General features: G+C 55.4%; 12 protein-coding genes and 1 tRNA gene. 2 read left to right on the forward strand and 11 right to left on the reverse strand.

The annotated features are described in order from the left end of the window. Positions 1–19 precede the first annotated feature (19 nt). The 10 genes from RAL91_RS05345 to RAL91_RS05390 are packed head-to-tail and all read right to left on the reverse strand — an operon-like array spanning position 20 to position 13,410. Positions 20–736: a GntR family transcriptional regulator gene (locus RAL91_RS05345; RefSeq protein ID WP_306260355.1), complete on the reverse strand. Its 717-nt coding sequence runs from the start codon at positions 734–736 to the stop codon at positions 20–22. Continuing rightward, the gene (locus RAL91_RS05350; RefSeq protein ID WP_371932483.1) at positions 733–2,061 is read right to left on the reverse strand and encodes a TRAP transporter large permease; all 1,329 of its coding nucleotides are present in this window, start codon (positions 2,059–2,061) and stop codon (positions 733–735) included. Before RAL91_RS05350 ends, RAL91_RS05345 begins: the two co-directional genes overlap by 4 nt. After that, on the reverse strand, positions 2,015–2,542 hold the full coding sequence (locus RAL91_RS05355; RefSeq protein ID WP_306260356.1) for a TRAP transporter small permease subunit: 528 nt from the start codon (positions 2,540–2,542) through the stop codon (positions 2,015–2,017). Before RAL91_RS05355 ends, RAL91_RS05350 begins: the two co-directional genes overlap by 47 nt. Positions 2,543–2,596: 54 nt before the next feature. Next, positions 2,597–3,583: a TRAP transporter substrate-binding protein gene (locus RAL91_RS05360; RefSeq protein ID WP_306260357.1), complete on the reverse strand. Its 987-nt coding sequence runs from the start codon at positions 3,581–3,583 to the stop codon at positions 2,597–2,599. 22 nt (positions 3,584–3,605) lie between these two features. Continuing rightward, positions 3,606–5,252: a hydantoinase B/oxoprolinase family protein gene (locus tag RAL91_RS05365; RefSeq protein ID WP_306260358.1), complete on the reverse strand. Its 1,647-nt coding sequence runs from the start codon at positions 5,250–5,252 to the stop codon at positions 3,606–3,608. After that, positions 5,249–7,315 (reverse strand): hydantoinase/oxoprolinase family protein, encoded by a 2,067-nt coding sequence (locus tag RAL91_RS05370; RefSeq protein WP_306260359.1) that lies wholly within the window; start codon positions 7,313–7,315, stop codon positions 5,249–5,251. Before RAL91_RS05370 ends, RAL91_RS05365 begins: the two co-directional genes overlap by 4 nt. 52 nt (positions 7,316–7,367) lie before the next feature. Then, positions 7,368–9,779 (reverse strand): ATP-dependent helicase HrpB, encoded by a 2,412-nt coding sequence (gene hrpB / locus RAL91_RS05375; RefSeq protein ID WP_306260360.1) that lies wholly within the window; start codon positions 9,777–9,779, stop codon positions 7,368–7,370. Next, a complete protein-coding gene (locus RAL91_RS05380; RefSeq protein ID WP_306260361.1) occupies positions 9,776–10,444 on the reverse strand; it encodes an ATP-binding cassette domain-containing protein in 669 nt (222 codons plus the stop codon). The genes hrpB and RAL91_RS05380 overlap by 4 nt, the downstream gene beginning before the upstream one ends. A gap of 16 nt (positions 10,445–10,460) precedes the next feature. Next, on the reverse strand, positions 10,461–12,146 hold the full coding sequence (locus RAL91_RS05385) for an ABC transporter permease (protein WP_306260362.1): 1,686 nt from the start codon (positions 12,144–12,146) through the stop codon (positions 10,461–10,463). A gap of 49 nt (positions 12,147–12,195) precedes the next feature. Further along, positions 12,196–13,410, reverse strand: coding sequence for an ABC transporter substrate-binding protein (locus tag RAL91_RS05390; protein ID WP_306260363.1), 1,215 nt, complete (start codon positions 13,408–13,410; stop codon positions 12,196–12,198). A gap of 210 nt (positions 13,411–13,620) precedes the next feature. Between RAL91_RS05390 and apaG the strand changes: the two genes are divergently transcribed. Then, on the forward strand, positions 13,621–14,022 hold the full coding sequence (gene apaG, locus RAL91_RS05395) for a Co2+/Mg2+ efflux protein ApaG (RefSeq protein WP_306260364.1): 402 nt from the start codon (positions 13,621–13,623) through the stop codon (positions 14,020–14,022). Between the two features lie 28 nt (positions 14,023–14,050). Here apaG and RAL91_RS05400 read toward each other — a convergent pair whose 3' ends face one another. Continuing rightward, the gene (locus RAL91_RS05400; RefSeq protein ID WP_306260365.1) at positions 14,051–15,307 is read right to left on the reverse strand and encodes a lytic murein transglycosylase; all 1,257 of its coding nucleotides are present in this window, start codon (positions 15,305–15,307) and stop codon (positions 14,051–14,053) included. A gap of 143 nt (positions 15,308–15,450) precedes the next feature. Here RAL91_RS05400 and RAL91_RS05405 point away from each other — a divergent pair. Next, a tRNA-Thr gene (locus RAL91_RS05405) sits at positions 15,451–15,526 on the forward strand. Positions 15,527–15,692: the final 166 nt, after the last annotated feature.

Below are 15,692 nucleotides of genomic sequence, written 5' to 3' on the forward strand. Positions count from 1 at the left end.
TATAGAGCGGCCTGTGCACCTATTCGATTTCAACGTCTGTGCGCACCTGAAATCTATCCGGGTCAAACGTCGCTATGGAAACTTCCATAAGGCCCCCATTGCGCTCGTAAAGTTGCGCGACGATTTGCAGAACCGGTGCACCACTGCTTAACCCCAAAATCTTCGCTTCGGCGGGAGAACATGAAATTGCCTTGGCCGCTTGGCTGACACGCCCGACGGAAACACCGAAATTCACCTCGATGGCGTTAAAGACCGACGTTTCCGTCTCGCCAAGCAGGGGCTCAATTCCGGCATATCGCGCTGGGACATAAACATGATTGACGTTAAATGGCCTTGTTTCGCCTGCCAGTGATCTGGTGCCGGATACCTCAAGCCAATGCCCTGTTTCACTGTCGTTGCCATCCAGTAGCGGGATATCTGCGGTCCGGACAGTGCGCGTGCCGGTGACCGTCAGCTCAGTGTCGCGCCCAAGGCTCAACAGCTCGTAAATGCCGGTTGTGCTCATGGTGAATTTGGGTTTGGGCCGATCTGCAACGATTTGCGTTCCAGCCCGTTTTCGTCGTTTCAGAACGCCGACACGTTCCAATTCGGCAAAGGCAAGACGCAGCGTTGATCGGCTGATGCCAAGCTCTTCGGCATATTGTTCTTCGGGTGGAAATTTATCGCCAATCTGCAAGACGCCGGACTGCACCTGATCCAGAATATCCCGGGAGACCTGTTGATACAGCGCGGTCATTTCAGTGTCCTTGGAAGCCAGAGTGCCAGTTCAGGAAATACAGCCAGCAACAACGCAAATCCTGACAGGATCAGAAAAAACGGTGCTGCAGCTTTGGCTATCGCGCCGATTGCTTCGCCTGTCTGCGATTGTATCACAAATAAATTGAAACCAATCGGCGGTGTAATCTGGCTGATTTCGACCGCCACCACCACAAAGATACCAAACCAAACCGGGTCAAAGCCAGCCGCTGTCACCAAGGGCAATGTAATCGGCAGGGTCATAACAATGATGGATGTTCCATCCAGAAACATGCCTAAAATCACATAGAAAATGAGCAAGACTGCAATCAAAACAAATGGCGACAGGCCAAAGCTGGCAATCTGCGCCGCAATGGCCTTGGGAATGCCGAGAAATCCAAAAGCCGCGTTCAACAAAGCCGCGCCAATGATGATCAGGCCGATCATGGCTGATGTGCGCACCGCGCGCCGTCCAGCCGCAATCATGGAGACCAGACTGAACCGGCCCATCGCGATTGAGATGATGATGGATCCCAGAACACCAATGGCTGCAAGTTCGCTGACGCTGGCCAGCCCAAGGTAAAGTGACCCCATAATCGCAATGATCAGCGCCGCCACTGGGCCGATATCACGCAGGCCCTTCAGCCGGTCTTTCGCGGTGGGTTTTTCCTGTTGGGGCTGCGTTCCGGTCAGGGTCTGGTGCAGCGCGATATACGCCATGTAAAGCAGGGCAAGCGTGATGCCCGGAATAACACCGGCAATGAACAATTCCAGAATGGATTGTTCTGCCACCACACCGTAGATGATCATGATGATGGAGGGCGGGATAAGAAATCCAAGTGTGCCCGCACCAGCCAGCGATCCCATGGCAAGTTTTCGATCATACCCACGTTTTTGCAATTCGGGCAGACTGACTTTACCAACGATTGCTGTTGTTGCAGCAGATGATCCGGACACAGCAGCAAACAGGGTGGAGCCGACGACGTTTACATGCAAAAGCCCGCCGGGTAGCCGACCGAGCCATGGCGCGAGACCGGAAAACAGGGATCGTCCCAAACCCGCCGCGACCAGAACTTCACTCATCAGAATAAACAGTGGCAACGATAGTAATGGCGTAGGGATCATCGATCCCCAAACAACGCCGCTGGCAAAAATATCCATTGGAATATTCGGCTTGAAGATTGCCAGAAGTATGTATCCGGTCGCAAACAGTGACAGGCCGATCCAGACCGAACCTGCCAGCAGTGCAACAAAGAGCAAGAGTGTGACAAGCGAGATTTCAAACATCAGCGCTTTCCACATCTGCATCTGCCTTGCGCCACTCATAGGGGCGATCCGTTGCACGGCGGATCAACCGGGCCAGCAAATCCAGCCAAAGCTGCGCGAAGCCCCAAAGCACAATTGCCTGTGGAATCCAAAGCGGGCTTTTTGTAACTGATGTGGCAAGGATATTTCGTTCAAACGACGTTGAAACCTTGGTCCAGAGCGCGGATACGATAAGGGCAACAATGGCAAGTGCCACGATGTTTGCCAGAACATCCAGCCATTTGCGCGCGCCCATGGGGAGCATCTCCGACAACAGGGAAATGCGCACATGAACGCCGGCTCGAATGGCAGGACCAGAGGCCAGTGCAAAAATTGCTGACATCGAATATTGGCTGAACTCCCATGTAAAGGAGAGGCTGCTGGCCTGGCTGCGCGCGACAACTTCAGTCAGCATCAAGGCGCAATAGCCAAAAATCAGCACAACTGCGCAAGTCTCGGCAAAGCGCGATAAGCGCTCATTGATGGTTAGAAACTGGATCATTTATGAATCCACCGGGGTGACATGTGCCGGGGATTGCGCCCCGGCACCAATAGCCTATTTGCCGACTTTAGCAGAATAGACGTCAACAATAGCTTCAGCCTCAGGCACCGTCTTGAAGAAGTCTGCCCACATGGATTTGCCAGCTTCAGCCATTTTGGCCTTCAGACTGTCATCAGCCATTGATACGGTCATGCCGTTCTCCGTCAGAACGGTTGTTTTGCTGGTGTCTTCTGCAGCAGAGGCCGCCCAGAAATCAGCTTCCATTCTGTCGGCTATGCCTTGAATGATCTCGCGTTCTTCATCGCTTAGCGCATTCCAGGCATCAAGATTGACAGTCACAGCATCCGGCGACATGGACCAGTTGAGCGGATTGAAGTGCTCTGTGAATTGGTACAGTTTTGAATTCGCACCAGTCGATGTAGACGTTGCTGCCCCGTCAACAGTTCCGGCAGCAACCGCTGCAGCCAATTCGCCAAAGGGAAGCTCAACCGGTGCCGCGCCCATTTTTTCCAGGAATGTGAACGACGTTGCATTGAAGGCGCGAATGCGTTGGCCGGCCATATCATCTGCACTTACAACAGCTTGTTTGGTGTAAATGCCGGGCGAAGGCCAAGGCACATAGTAAAGCGCTTTCTGGTTCTTCGAGGCGAAGATTTCATCATATTTCGGACCCGCCACTTCAAGCCAGACTTTCATCTCATCCTGTCCCTGTATGAGATATGGCAGAGTATCGATGCCCAAAAACGGTGCTTCGCCAGCTTGCAGGAACAGCAGCATGTCTGCCATCTGGATCACGCCATTTTCAACAGATGACAGTTTTTCGGTGATCTTCACACCGATTTCACCTGACAGATGAACGGTAATGTCGACCGACCCGTTGGTTTCCTCACGCACGGCATCTGCAAACGCCATAGCACTTTGTGCATGGAAATTATTGGCGCCCCATGCCGTGCTCAGGTCCCATTTTGTTTCCGCCCATACGCTTGAAGCGCTGAGTGCGATGGCCGTTGAGGCCGCCAGAACTGTTTTCATGAAAGTCATCAAGATCTCCTACCTTTAAATTTTACGACTGAGTTTCATCCAATTTATAAATGGTTTTGGCTGCATCAGCCGTTATCAAACCATGAGACAAATCCTGCTTTACCGCAGCCCTGTCACGTTTGGCAGGGTCTGCAAACCCGCCACCACCCGGCGTTTGAAGGATCAACCGCTCTCCTGCCGGAATTTCGTAAATGCCTTTGTCCTTAATCACTGTGCCATCAGATATCGACACGCGTCCTTCTGTGCCATTCCCGCCGCCCTGGCGTCCTGCCGGGCCGGAGGTCAGGCGTTCAAAGGCAGCAGCAGACATGCTGAGCGGCTCCCCGATGCGCGAACTCACCTCAATGCGTTGGGCAAGTCCTCCGCGATAGGTACCAGCGCCGCCGGTATCAGGTGCAAACTCTTTTGAATGATAAATCAAGGGGGCCGCGACCTCAGCAGCTTCAATCGGCACTGCACCAACGCCGGAGGGAAATGCGGTTGTGGACAGACCATCCAGAGTGGGCCTTGCGCCCATCCCGCCCAGCGCCACATTGAGCGATGTGAACTGGGTGGTTCCTGCGCCCGACAATGATAATGTCCAAAGCGCGCCCGAGCTTTCTGCCAGCACTTCACCGGGCAATGCCTGTTCCAGACAGCCAAGCATCAGGTCTGGCAATGCCTGACCAATCACATGTCGCGCGGTCACCGGGCTTGGGCGCTCTGCGCTGACAACAAGGCCGGGTTGAGCCGTCACACCGATTGCATTTAGTGAGGCCTGATTGTTTGGAATGTCAGGGGCAAGCAGCGCGCGGATGCCAAAGGCAGCGTAAGCGGCACTGTAGTTCAGCGGGCAATTGATGCCGCGATTCACAGCCTTGGAAGAACCAGTGAGATCTACATCAATTCGGCCATCACCAATGGTCATTCTTGCGCGCAATTCAATCGGCGCATCGTAGCCGTCCAGCTGCATGACACTTTCATAAATGCCCTGCGGAGCGCGGCTCAATGCTTTTCTGGTGCCTATCGCAGAATGTTCAAAAATGAACTTTGAAACCTCTTTCAGATCGGTGAGCTGATATTCACGCATCAGGTCCAGCAAACGGGTAGCGCCCGTATCATTGCAGGTCAGAAGGGACAGGATATCGCCCCGCGCTTCGTGCGGCACACGCGAATTGGTGGTGACAATCCGCAACATATCTTCATTGAGGGAATTGCCGCGCCGCAGATGCATAACGGGGATGATGACACCCTCTTCAAACACTGAAGAAGATTCCGCCGACCAGCCGCGCCCGCCAACATCCACGATATGGCTGGTTGACGCCAGATAGCCGATGATTTTCCCATCCAGAAACGCGGGCGTAACCACGACAAAATCAAACACATGCCCGGCACCCAACCAGGGATCATTGGTGACGAGGGCATCCCCCTGGACCAGACTGTCAGAGGGCACAATTTCCAGCATGGCGCGCACGGAAGCGGCCATCGTGTTTACGTGGCCCGGCGTTCCGGTCACAGCCTGTGCAAGCATATCGCCATTGGCATCAAACACACCGGCTGACAAATCGCCTGCTTCACGCACGATGGCACCAAACGCTGCCCGCATCAGGGCATTGGCCTGTTCTTCGCAAACCGAAATCAGGCGGTTCCACAGGACGTTCTGAGCCACAATATCCAATTGTCCTGTCATGATGCGCTCCGCTCAAGAACCAGATGTCCGATGTCAGAGCGATGCACAGTCCAACCCGGACGCACCAGCGTGGTTGTTTGCGGCTCGCTGATGACGGCTGGACCATCAGTAAGGCTGCCATTCAATGCTGATCGATCCATGACAGCATAATTGAGATGTTCTTTGGCACTGAGGTCGTAGATATCGCGTGTCTGCGCGTCTTGTGTCGTTACGGTTTGCTGATCAGTGGCGCTGGTCGGTTGTAGGGCCTCGCGCGCGCTGACACTGATCGATACCAGTTCAATGGGAATGTTTTTGAGATCGAAGCCAACAAGGGCTTTGTAGCGTTCCACAAAAACCGCCTCCAATTGAGCCAGGCTTGCTGCAAAGTCTTCGTCGTCCGACAGTTCGATAAAGAGTTCCAGCCCCTGTCCCTGATAGCGCATTTCAGCCTGTATCGCAGTTGTAATGCGCTCTGAGCGAACGGCGTCTGCGACAATATTCCTGACATAGGCGATCTGTTGATGGACACGTTCTGTCAGCGCTTCTGAGTCGATGGCATCCAGTGTGCTTATGACTGAGATGGCGCTTTCAAACGCCACGGGAGAGCGCAGAAAACCAACAGCGGAACCTACGCCCGCATTTTGAGGAACAATAACGCGGCGAATGCCAAGCTTTTCCGCAATACGCGCTGCGTGCAACGCGCCACCACCGCCGGATACCAGAAGATCAAAGCTGGCAACGTCCAATCCCAGTTCAATGCCGTGGACGCGCGCAGCATTGGCCATAGTTTCGTCAGCAAGTTCAATAATTCCGGCAGCCGCGGGTTCAACCTTGTCCAGACCCATGGGCTGCTGCACGTGTTCCGCAATGGCGGCCGGTGCGCGTTCGGGCGCCAGTTCAATCATGCCACCAGCAAATCCATTGGCTGAGATATTCCCAACCGTCAAATGGCTGTCGGTGATCGTGGCCTCTGTGCCTCCGCGATTATAGGCCGCGGGTCCCGGGTCGGAGCCTGCGCTTTTCGGACCGACTTTCAATCGTCCTAACGCATCGATGGTGGCGATGGAGCCACCGCCTGCACCGATTTCCACCAGTTCCACGGTGGGAATGCGCACGGGCAATCCGCTGCCTTTTACATCCCGCCAGGCGCGGGCAACTTCAAACTTGCGTGTGGTTTTTGGCAGGCCCTTTTCAATGAAGCAGATTTTTGCGGTTGTTCCACCAATGTCGAGGGACAGGGTTTTATCTGACCCGACTTCACGTGCCACATGGGCTGCCAATGCAACCCCTCCGGCAGGTCCGCTTTCAAGCAGCCGGATGGGAAATCGAACAGCCTGTTCAAGCGTTGTCAGCCCGCCGCCTGACAGCATCATAAGCAGCGAGCCGTCAAATCCGCGATTTTGCAGCTGTGTTTGCAATTGTTGCAGATAGCGCGCCATGACAGGCCGCACATATGCATTGGCGCAGACGGTGGAGAAACGCTCATATTCGCGAATTTCACCAGCCACTTCAGCACTTTGACAGATCGTGACATCGTCGCCGAGCAAGGCGCGCAGGCGTTCGGACACATGGTTTTCATGAGAGGCGTTGCGATAGGAATGAAGAAACCCGACCGCGACGGCCTCAATTTTTTCTGCGATTAAGCGCGCAGCCAATTGTTCGATTTCACCGTCCTGCGGTGCCGCGAGCACTGAACCGTCTGCAAGAATGCGCTCGTTCAAGCCAAGGCGCAGGGGCCGTGGCACCAATGGCTCCGGCATCTGGATATCCAGTGCGTATTGATCGAACCGCTTTTCGTAACGCATTTCCAGCACATCGCGGAAACCAGCCGTGGTCACAAAAGCGGTTTTGGCACCTCGGCGTTCAATCAGCGCATTGGTCGCAAGTGTCGTCCCGTGAATGACTGTGGTGATATCGCTATAGGTAAGGTTCAACTCGTCCAGAAGGCAGCCAACACCGTCCAATGCACCCAATTCAGGTGATTGCGGCGTGGTCAAAACCTTTACAGAAAACAGCCCGGCCAGCGTTTCCGCCACCACGTCTGTAAACGTACCACCAATGTCTATCGCGAAACGAAGCATGGGATTAAGTACGTACTTATGACTTATGTGTCAACATAAGAGAAGTAACGGTCTAGGTAGAGGACGGGTTCTCCGGCCAATTATGTTTGGGATACCGACCGCGCATATCAGCACGAACGTCTCGCCAGGACCCGGTCCAGAACGTCGGCAGATTACGGGTGATCTGAATGCTGCGACGTGCAGGCGACAGAAGATCGATAATCAGCGGAACATTTTTAGCAATCACGGGGTGTTCATTCACTCCGAAGAAATCCTGCGCCCGCGCCCGCAAGGTGGGCCCGTTTTCGTTGCTGTAATCAATGGTCATCGTTCGGCCATTGGCTAAGGAAAACCGCTCCGGGGCCAGCCGGTCCAGATCATGGATTTGCGGCGCACGAAATTTGAGCGCATCCATGATTGCGGTATGCGATAGTGCCTTAAGCGCGACCGCTCCCGGCACAAACGGGCGAAGCCAGCTTTCCAGGGTTTCAGCGAGCGTTGCACGGCTCATATCAGGCCACGGGTCACCGATGGCGGTATGAAGAAACTGCAGTCGATCCAGCAATGCGTTGGTTTTCTGGGAAATGGGCACAAGATCAAGCCCACGGGCCGCAACCGCCTGCCAAAACACATCTTCTGCAGCGCTTTGATCAAATTTTGCCACTTGCTTTCGTTCCAGAACAATTGCGCCCAGACGTTTGATTTGTTCGGCTTTGACACGCCCTTCCGCTTCATTGAATTCCAGAAACTCTTCAGATGTTGCGTGACGTTCCGCGTGCGCTTGATAATCATCAGTGGCAAGTGAACTGGCAGATAGCAAACGCAGGTTTCCCGCATCCCCCATCATGTCTGTCACAACCAGAAACGGCTCGCCGGCCAATGCGTGTTCGGCAGGGCAGGTGACGCGCTGGCCTGCCGCCAGTTGAAACCGTCCCGGCCCCCGATTGATGGCAACCCACATGGGAAACGCGATCAGCAACAAGGGTCCAACAGCTTCGCGTGACCATGTCGGCCCTTTGACCGGAATGGAAAAGTGACGGCAGAGCCGTTCAAAGGATTGCCTTACCATGCCTTCCGGACGCGAGCGTGATTGACCGTAAAGAACGCCAAGATCCAATTCCCTTTGGGCCTGGGTATCGCTCAGCAGCGCGGCCAGCAGAAGGGCCGAGCGCAAAGCTTCCGTGCTTTGTTTCGCTGCGGACAGCGCCATGGCACCCAGATGCGGATCAAGCGGCAGCGCCTGCAGCTTGCGTCCGATATCTGTGACGTGCCCATCCTTGTCCAGGGCACCGAACGATCGAAGCTGGTTTTGCGCGGCAGTAAATTTGCCTTTGGCCGGGTAGTCCAGAAACGCCAATTGTTCCGGCGCATTGACGCCCCATTCTGCTAGATCAAGCGCGAAACGGGACAGATCAGCTTCCAGAATTTCAGGCCGATCCTGCGCCTCCAGCGTGCGCATCCATTGCTCCGGCCAGAGCCGGTAGCAGATGCCGGGTTCTGTTCGCCCCGCGCGTCCCGCCCGTTGATCGGCAGCCGCACGGCTGACGGACACCGTTTCCAGCCGCGAGACACTGGTTTGCGGGTTAAAGCGGGGGCGGCGGGACAGGCCACCATCCACCACAATACGAACGCCCTCAATGGTCATCGATGTCTGGGCAAGATTGGTGGACAGAACAATTTTGCGTTTGCCCTTTGGCGCAGGCTGCAAGGCCGCGATCTGCGCTTGTTGTGGCAGGCCCGCATAGAGCGGCGCAATCAGGATCGTGTCATCTCGGTCATAAATATCGTTGAGCATCCGCCTTGTTGTTTCAATCTCGCTGCGGCCCGGCAAAAACACCAACAGACTGCCGCTGTCCTGTTTGATCGCCAGCTTAACAGCCTCAACCACTTGCGGTGCAATCCGCTGTCTTGGCTTGCCCGGCAGATAATGAAAGTCGATGGGAAAGCTGCGCCCTTTTGAGGTGATCGTCGGCGCATCCTGCATCAGGGCCGACACGGCTTTTGCGTCAATCGTGGCTGACAGCACCATCAGCTTTAAGTCAGGGCGCAGCGCTGCCTGCACATCCAGCGCAAGGGCAAGCCCCAGATCAGCATCAAGAGAGCGTTCATGAAACTCATCAAACAGAACAGCACCGACGCCGGGCAATTCAGCATTATCGAGGATCATTCGGGAGAAAACGCCCTCGGTGACGACTTCCAGCCGCGTTTTGGCGCTGACTTTGGTTTCAGCCCGCATGCGCAGACCAACTGTTTGCCCAAGCGTCTCGCCAAGCAGGCTGGCCATGCGTTGGGCCGCTGCGCGTGCAGCAATGCGGCGTGGTTCCAACAGGATGATCTTTTGCCCGTCCAGCAAGGTTTCCTGCAGCAGCCACAGCGGCACTTGCGTGGTTTTACCCGCACCCGGCTCGGCCACCAGCACCAGATTGGGATGATTGCGAAACTGGTCCAGCAACTCCGCTTTAACGGCTTCAATCGGCAGTTTCATGATTTTGAATCAGGTGCCGTTTCAAGGGGCATGATCACGCGCCCGCCGGCGGCTTTGGCATCATCCGCATCGTGGGTGACCAGCAACACAGGCAGGTTCCGGGCTTTGGCCAGATCAAACACAATGCGCCGAATGCTCAACCGGCGATCCGCATCCAGTTTGGAAAATGGCTCATCCAGAAGCAACGCTTTGGGCGCGGACAGCAACACGCGGATCAGCGCGACGCGCGCGGCCTGCCCACCAGATAATGTTGCCGGGTCACGGTCAAACAGGCCTTCAAGGCCGACCTCTTTCAGGGCGTCTTCGGCCATGGATTGCCGGTCTGATTTGGCTTTGATGTCGGGCGGAATGGCAAACAGCAGGTTTTGACCCACACTCATATGAGGAAACAGCAGCGCATCCTGAAACAGAATGCCGACACGGCGGCTCTCTGCCGGTTGATCGTGGATCGCCACGCCATTCAGATAAACCTCGCCCATACCCGCAAAGACCCGGTCCAGAAAACCGCCGACATAGGCCAGAAAAGTAGATTTGCCAGAGCCTGAGGCACCCATAATGGTCAGCACGTCACCCGGTGCCACATGAGCACTGACATGAACAAGCGGTCGGCCATCCAGCAGAATGCAGACATCCTTCAGGGTCAGGCCTTCATTTGGCACACTCATAGACTTCCTTTTCGCATCAGCCATTGGCACGCATGGCCCGGCGATTGCGATACAGCAGTGCGGGCAGGGACAGCGCTGCGGCAAAACCGATAAAGGGCAGCAAAGCCTGTATCAGCGCATATACGCCGATCACCCGTCTGTCACCCCCGGAAGCCAGTGCAACGGCCTCGGTGGTAATCGTCGGGAAACGTCCGCTACCAATCAATAAGGTCGCCAGATATTGCCCAATGGAAACCGCAAAGCCAACCGCGGCTGCTGTCAGCACAGGGGTCAGCAGCATCGGCAGCCGAACCGACCAGAACACGCGGTTGGCGCTGTGACCCATGCCCTGGGCAACAGCTGCGTAGCGGGTGTCCCATGCACGCCATGGGTCAGCCAATGACAGATAGACGTAAGGCAATACAAAAATCACATGGGTGAAGATGACAAGCAACACATTGGCTTTGCCACCCATCTGCAGCACCAGTATATTCAACCCGAACAGAAAGCTGACTTGTGGCACAATCAGCGGGATATAGAGCAAAACCAGAGCCCGGCTGGTTGCGGTTTTCCCCGAGCGCGCTTCCTGCTCCAGACAGGCCAGCGTCAGCACAATGGCAATGGCGGTCGCCGCAACCCCAATTGTCAGTGTGTTTTGCAACGGGGTTTCCAGCCCCATCGCCTGTCGGCTCCAATTGGCGAGGGTAAAGCCGACGGGCAAAGCATCGGGAAAGCGCCAGAAACCGGCGATTGACCAGATGCCCAATACAATAATCCCGGCCAGAACCATGGCCGATGAAATGACAGCCAAAACGGCAATTATGCGCCGCAACGATTGGTCGGCAAAAGTCCGGTAGCCCCGACTGACGGCGCGCATGCCGGTCCGGCGCACCAGTTGCTCGGCTGCAAACCAGACCAACAGCGCAAGGGCTGTCACACCCAATTGCATCATGGCCCCGGCAGACGCGCGGAACCGCTCCGTAATTTCAGGATCATTCATCCATTGCAGCAGGCGCACAGACAATGGCGCCGGTGTGGACGGCCCCAGAATAATCGCCACATCCACAACCGATGTGGCATAGGCCAGCACTGCCAGAACAGGCAGGCGGATCTGGCGGTAGATGAGCGGAAAACTCGTTTTGAAAAAGCCGCTGACCGGGCCATAGCCAAGCGTGGCCGCAAGCACTGTTTTGCGCCGCAGATCGCTTTGCGGCAGGGCCGCCAGCGAGACCAGCAGCAGAAATGGCACTTCCTTGGCAATCAGACCTGCCATCATCGAAAGAGCAAGCGGATCATTCACAATCAACCAGTCAGGCGGACGGGTGACGCCGGTCGCCCAAGGCGACACAAGACGCATCAACCAGCCGGATGGCGCAATCAGAAACGCCAGACCAAAGGCAGCGGCTGCATGGGGCACAGATAACAGCGGTGACAGCAGGTTTTGCAGAAGCTTGAAGAATTTCGTGCCGTGCCAACCCGCAATCAGTAACATGACGATGCCAAGGGAAATGGCCGTTGTAATCAGACCCACCGCAAGGCTGAGAAATGAAGAGCGAATAACGCCGGGCGTCGTCAGAATATTTTGGAAATAATCCAGAGTCAGGCTGGTGCCGCCAAGACTTGGCAGTACGCCAAAGGCTGGCAGCAATACACCCATCAGACCGGCTAGCACCGGGCCAATCAAAAAGAAAAGAGTCAGGGCGGGAATGTGTTTTAGCACCATTTCCCGCCCTTGAAATCACGTCTTGTCAGCATGGTTGAAGCCGAATGGGTCAAACGCCGTAGCGCGCCAGCCAGACTTTTTCCAATTCCACCATCCAGGATGGATGTGGTTCTGGCAACACAATGCCAAGCTCGCTTGGGCTGAGGGTTGCAACGCCCAGATCCAGTCCTTCAAAGCTCCCCCGCGCGGCGGCGGGCAGTGCGACCACATCCAGGACTGTTGGATCGCCCCAGACATTTGGATCCTGCTTGCGCAATTGCGCTTCCGGTGACATCAGGAAATCTGCCAGCACCATGGCACCCGCCTTGGCATTGGCATTGAAGGGAATGGCAACAAAATGGGTGTTGCCGATAGTGCCCTTTTCCAAAACGAAAGAGCGCACACTGTCTGGCAGTTCATTATTGGCAATCGCATTAGAGGCCGCCGCGGGATTGAAGGCAAAGCCGATTTCCAATTCACCATCGGCCAATAATTGCCGCAAGCTTGCGGTGTTTTGCGGAAAGGCACGACCGGAGCGCCACATATTCGGGTGCAGCTTGTCCAGAAAGGCCAGCAATGGCTCGGTAACCGCGGCAAAATCAGCCTCATCGGTTGGTTGTTGCAGGACGGTCGGATCGGTCACCAATTCGTAGAGCGCCTGTTTCAGGAAAGTTGACCCGACATAATCGGGCGGCTGCGGGTAGGAGAACCGACCCGGATTTGCGGCCGCCCATTCAAGCAGCGCTTCCATGCTGGTGGGCATTTCGGTGCTGATGGCTGTGTCATTGAAGAATACCAGTTGCGCCATGCCCCAGGGTGCTTCCAGACCGTCAGTCGGTACGGTAAAATCATTGATCACGGTCGGCTTGCCGCCCACATCAACATATTGGAAATTCGGCAACTTGTTGGCCCAGCTTTCACTCAGCAACAGGCCTTCTCGTTTCATGGCGGCAAAATTCTCGCCATTGATCCAGATCAGATCAACCGATCCACCATCCAGTGTTCCAGCTGTCTTCTCTGCCAGAACCTGTGAGACCACAGACCCGGTGTCCTGGACTTTGACATGAACCAGTTCAACGCCAAAACGCTCTTCAATTTCGCGCCCCGCCCAGGCAATGTAGTCATTGATACGTGGCTCACCGCCCCAGGCATGCCAGTAAACCGTCTGCCCCTTGGCTTGCGTCAGAAGGTCTGGCCAGTTGGTCGGATCAGGCGCATTCTCTGCTTTCGCGGCACCCATCATAAGGAAACCGGCAAGCATGGCCCGTGTCAGAATTTTTAACATATGTCTTCTCCCCAAAAGATTCTGGAAGTTCAGTCGCCCCATGGCTCTGTTCACCTAGGAAATGGCGCGCTGTTGCCCTTCTGGTCAACTAACATTTTCTTGATAGCAGCGCGATCAACCTTTTAAAGCGGGACCGACACAGTCAGCCTTTGCAAGTCAAACGCTTTGCTTTTACAAAGAAGAAACGAACACGCACGTGTGAGCATGTCTATGACCCATCCCTATCAATCTGTGACCAACGGCGTTGAAGTGTCGGTCGCACCGCGGTTTCTGGAGGATCAGTCCGATCCGCTGGAGGGTCGTTACATGTGGTCCTACGCCATCGAAATCGTCAATAACGGGCCTGAAACCGTCCAGCTTGAAGCCCGGCACTGGACTATTACGGACGCTAATGGCTTGCAGCAATTCATCGATGGCAATGGCGTGTTAGGGGAACAGCCGGTGCTGAACCCCGGCGACAGCTATTCCTATATGAGCGGCTGTCCTTTGGTAACGCCAGACGGCGTCATGGTTGGCGCATACACCATGCGCACGCCTGGCGGAGACGAGTTTTTGGCTGACATTCCAGCTTTCTCTCTGGATAGTCCCTACACCAGACGCGTGCTGAATTAGCGACCATCGATAGCCAAGATCGCGAAAATCAGGGCCGCGTTTTTGGCAATGGCGGCGGCGGTGGCGGTGTTAAAGCGCTGCCGGTGTTGCGTTGCAAATCGCTCAGCAAGGCACGTGTGGGCCATGCATCGGCAGGCTGGCCAAGCTTCATTTGTATGTCTCGCACAGCGGCACGTGTACCGGAGCCGATAATGCCGTCAATCTTGCCCACATCATAGCCACGGTCCTGCAAAAGCGTCTGCAGAAGCTTGGCCTGATCAATCGGGAGAATATCTTCCGGTTTGCCCCGGTTCAGCGTTGGCGCGCCATTGATGCGCGTCGCCAGATAGCCAGCACTTGTGGTGTAAACCAGCGACTTGTTCCATTCCAGAAAGACGCTGAAATTCGGATAGGCCAGAAAGGCCGGACCCTCGCGCCCCATGGGCAGGATCAAAGATGACGGCAAATTATTGCTGTCCAGCGCCGGGCCATTACGGGCTTTAACCCCCATGGCCGCCCAGTCGGTCGTGGGTCGCTTGTTGTAAATCCCGGCCTGATCCCATGGCAGATTGGCTGGCACGGCAACCTCCTGCAGCCATGGCTCGCCCCGCCGCCAGCCCAGATGATTGAGGAATTTAGCGCCGGTGGCCAGCACATCGCCTGTGTTTTTCAGCAGATCAACCCGGCCATCACGATCATAATCCACGCCGTTGTCGAGATAATCTGATGGCAGAATTTGCAATTGCCCCAATTCGCCAGCCCACGCGCCCTGCATTTGCGCCGCCGACAAATCGCCCCGATCCAGCAATTTCAGCGCCGCAATCAATTGCGGGCGAAACAGCTCCGGTCTGCGACAATCATAGGACAGGGTTGCCAGTGCATTCAGCGTGTTGAAATTGCCCAACACCGCGCCAAAATCCGTCTCCAGCGCCCAGAATGCGGAAATCACGGCACCCGGTACGCCATACTCCGCCTCAACATCCTGAAAAATCCTGGCATGACGTTTTAACCGGTCACGCCCGCCACTGATGCGATAGGGCGCCACCATGCGGTCGGAAAACTGCAAAAAGCTTTGCGCAAACACACCCTGCTTGCGATCGGCTGCAATTACGCTGTTGGAATAGCTGAGCGATGGCACGATGCGGCGAATGATTGATGCATTGACACCTGCTGCCGCAGCTTCCTCCGCAATCCCCGCCTTGAAGCTTTCAAAGCTGCCGCTCGGTTGGCAGCTTTGCCCATAGGCCGCGCCCGCCATCAACCCGGTCACAAGCAGTGAAATGCCGGTGGCAGAAATCAGTTTCATACGCCGAAAAACGCCCATTCTATCACTCACCTCACCACAATTGCATTCACAGGCCTGAATCGCCTGAGATCAGAATCACAGCATACCAACTTAAAAGCAAGAGTTTGACGGATCGAACCCCAATGCGCTATTTCCCGACCAGTGCCGCTTTAGCTCAGTTGGTAGAGCACATCATTCGTAATGATGGGGTCGTAGGTTCGAATCCTATAAGCGGCACCATTTCAAACTTTCCCAGGCGAAAGTTCTCTAACACCTTGAATGGTAAGGTGGTTTTTGGTGTTCGATAGCCCTCTTTTCGGCAGTAGGCAATTCGCTCAGAAAAAGCCAATCTGAGGACCAGCCTTTTCAAGTGATATTGACCGGAATCCCATATATTCCAAGGGTT

The organism is Pararhizobium sp. IMCC21322, assembly GCF_030758295.1.
In the GTDB taxonomy this organism is placed as follows: domain Bacteria; phylum Pseudomonadota; class Alphaproteobacteria; order Rhizobiales.

What these genes read in the sequence shown, in the direction of transcription:
- RAL91_RS05400 (WP_306260365.1), bottom strand. Translation starts at nt 15,307, where the DNA reads ATGAAACTGATTTCTGCCACCGGCATTTCACTGCTTGTGACCGGGTTG.
- RAL91_RS05390 (WP_306260363.1), bottom strand. Translation starts at nt 13,410, where the DNA reads ATGTTAAAAATTCTGACACGGGCCATGCTTGCCGGTTTCCTTATGATG.
- RAL91_RS05355 (WP_306260356.1), bottom strand. Translation starts at nt 2,542, where the DNA reads ATGATCCAGTTTCTAACCATCAATGAGCGCTTATCGCGCTTTGCCGAG.
- RAL91_RS05380 (WP_306260361.1), bottom strand. Translation starts at nt 10,444, where the DNA reads ATGAGTGTGCCAAATGAAGGCCTGACCCTGAAGGATGTCTGCATTCTG.
- RAL91_RS05385 (WP_306260362.1), bottom strand. Translation starts at nt 12,146, where the DNA reads ATGGTGCTAAAACACATTCCCGCCCTGACTCTTTTCTTTTTGATTGGC.
- RAL91_RS05370 (WP_306260359.1), bottom strand. Translation starts at nt 7,315, where the DNA reads ATGCTTCGTTTCGCGATAGACATTGGTGGTACGTTTACAGACGTGGTG.
- RAL91_RS05350 (WP_371932483.1), bottom strand. Translation starts at nt 2,061, where the DNA reads ATGAGTGGCGCAAGGCAGATGCAGATGTGGAAAGCGCTGATGTTTGAA.
- RAL91_RS05365 (WP_306260358.1), bottom strand. Translation starts at nt 5,252, where the DNA reads ATGACAGGACAATTGGATATTGTGGCTCAGAACGTCCTGTGGAACCGC.
- apaG (WP_306260364.1), top strand. Translation starts at nt 13,621, where the DNA reads ATGACCCATCCCTATCAATCTGTGACCAACGGCGTTGAAGTGTCGGTC.
- RAL91_RS05360 (WP_306260357.1), bottom strand. Translation starts at nt 3,583, where the DNA reads ATGACTTTCATGAAAACAGTTCTGGCGGCCTCAACGGCCATCGCACTC.
- hrpB (WP_306260360.1), bottom strand. Translation starts at nt 9,779, where the DNA reads ATGAAACTGCCGATTGAAGCCGTTAAAGCGGAGTTGCTGGACCAGTTT.
- RAL91_RS05345 (WP_306260355.1), bottom strand. Translation starts at nt 736, where the DNA reads ATGACCGCGCTGTATCAACAGGTCTCCCGGGATATTCTGGATCAGGTG.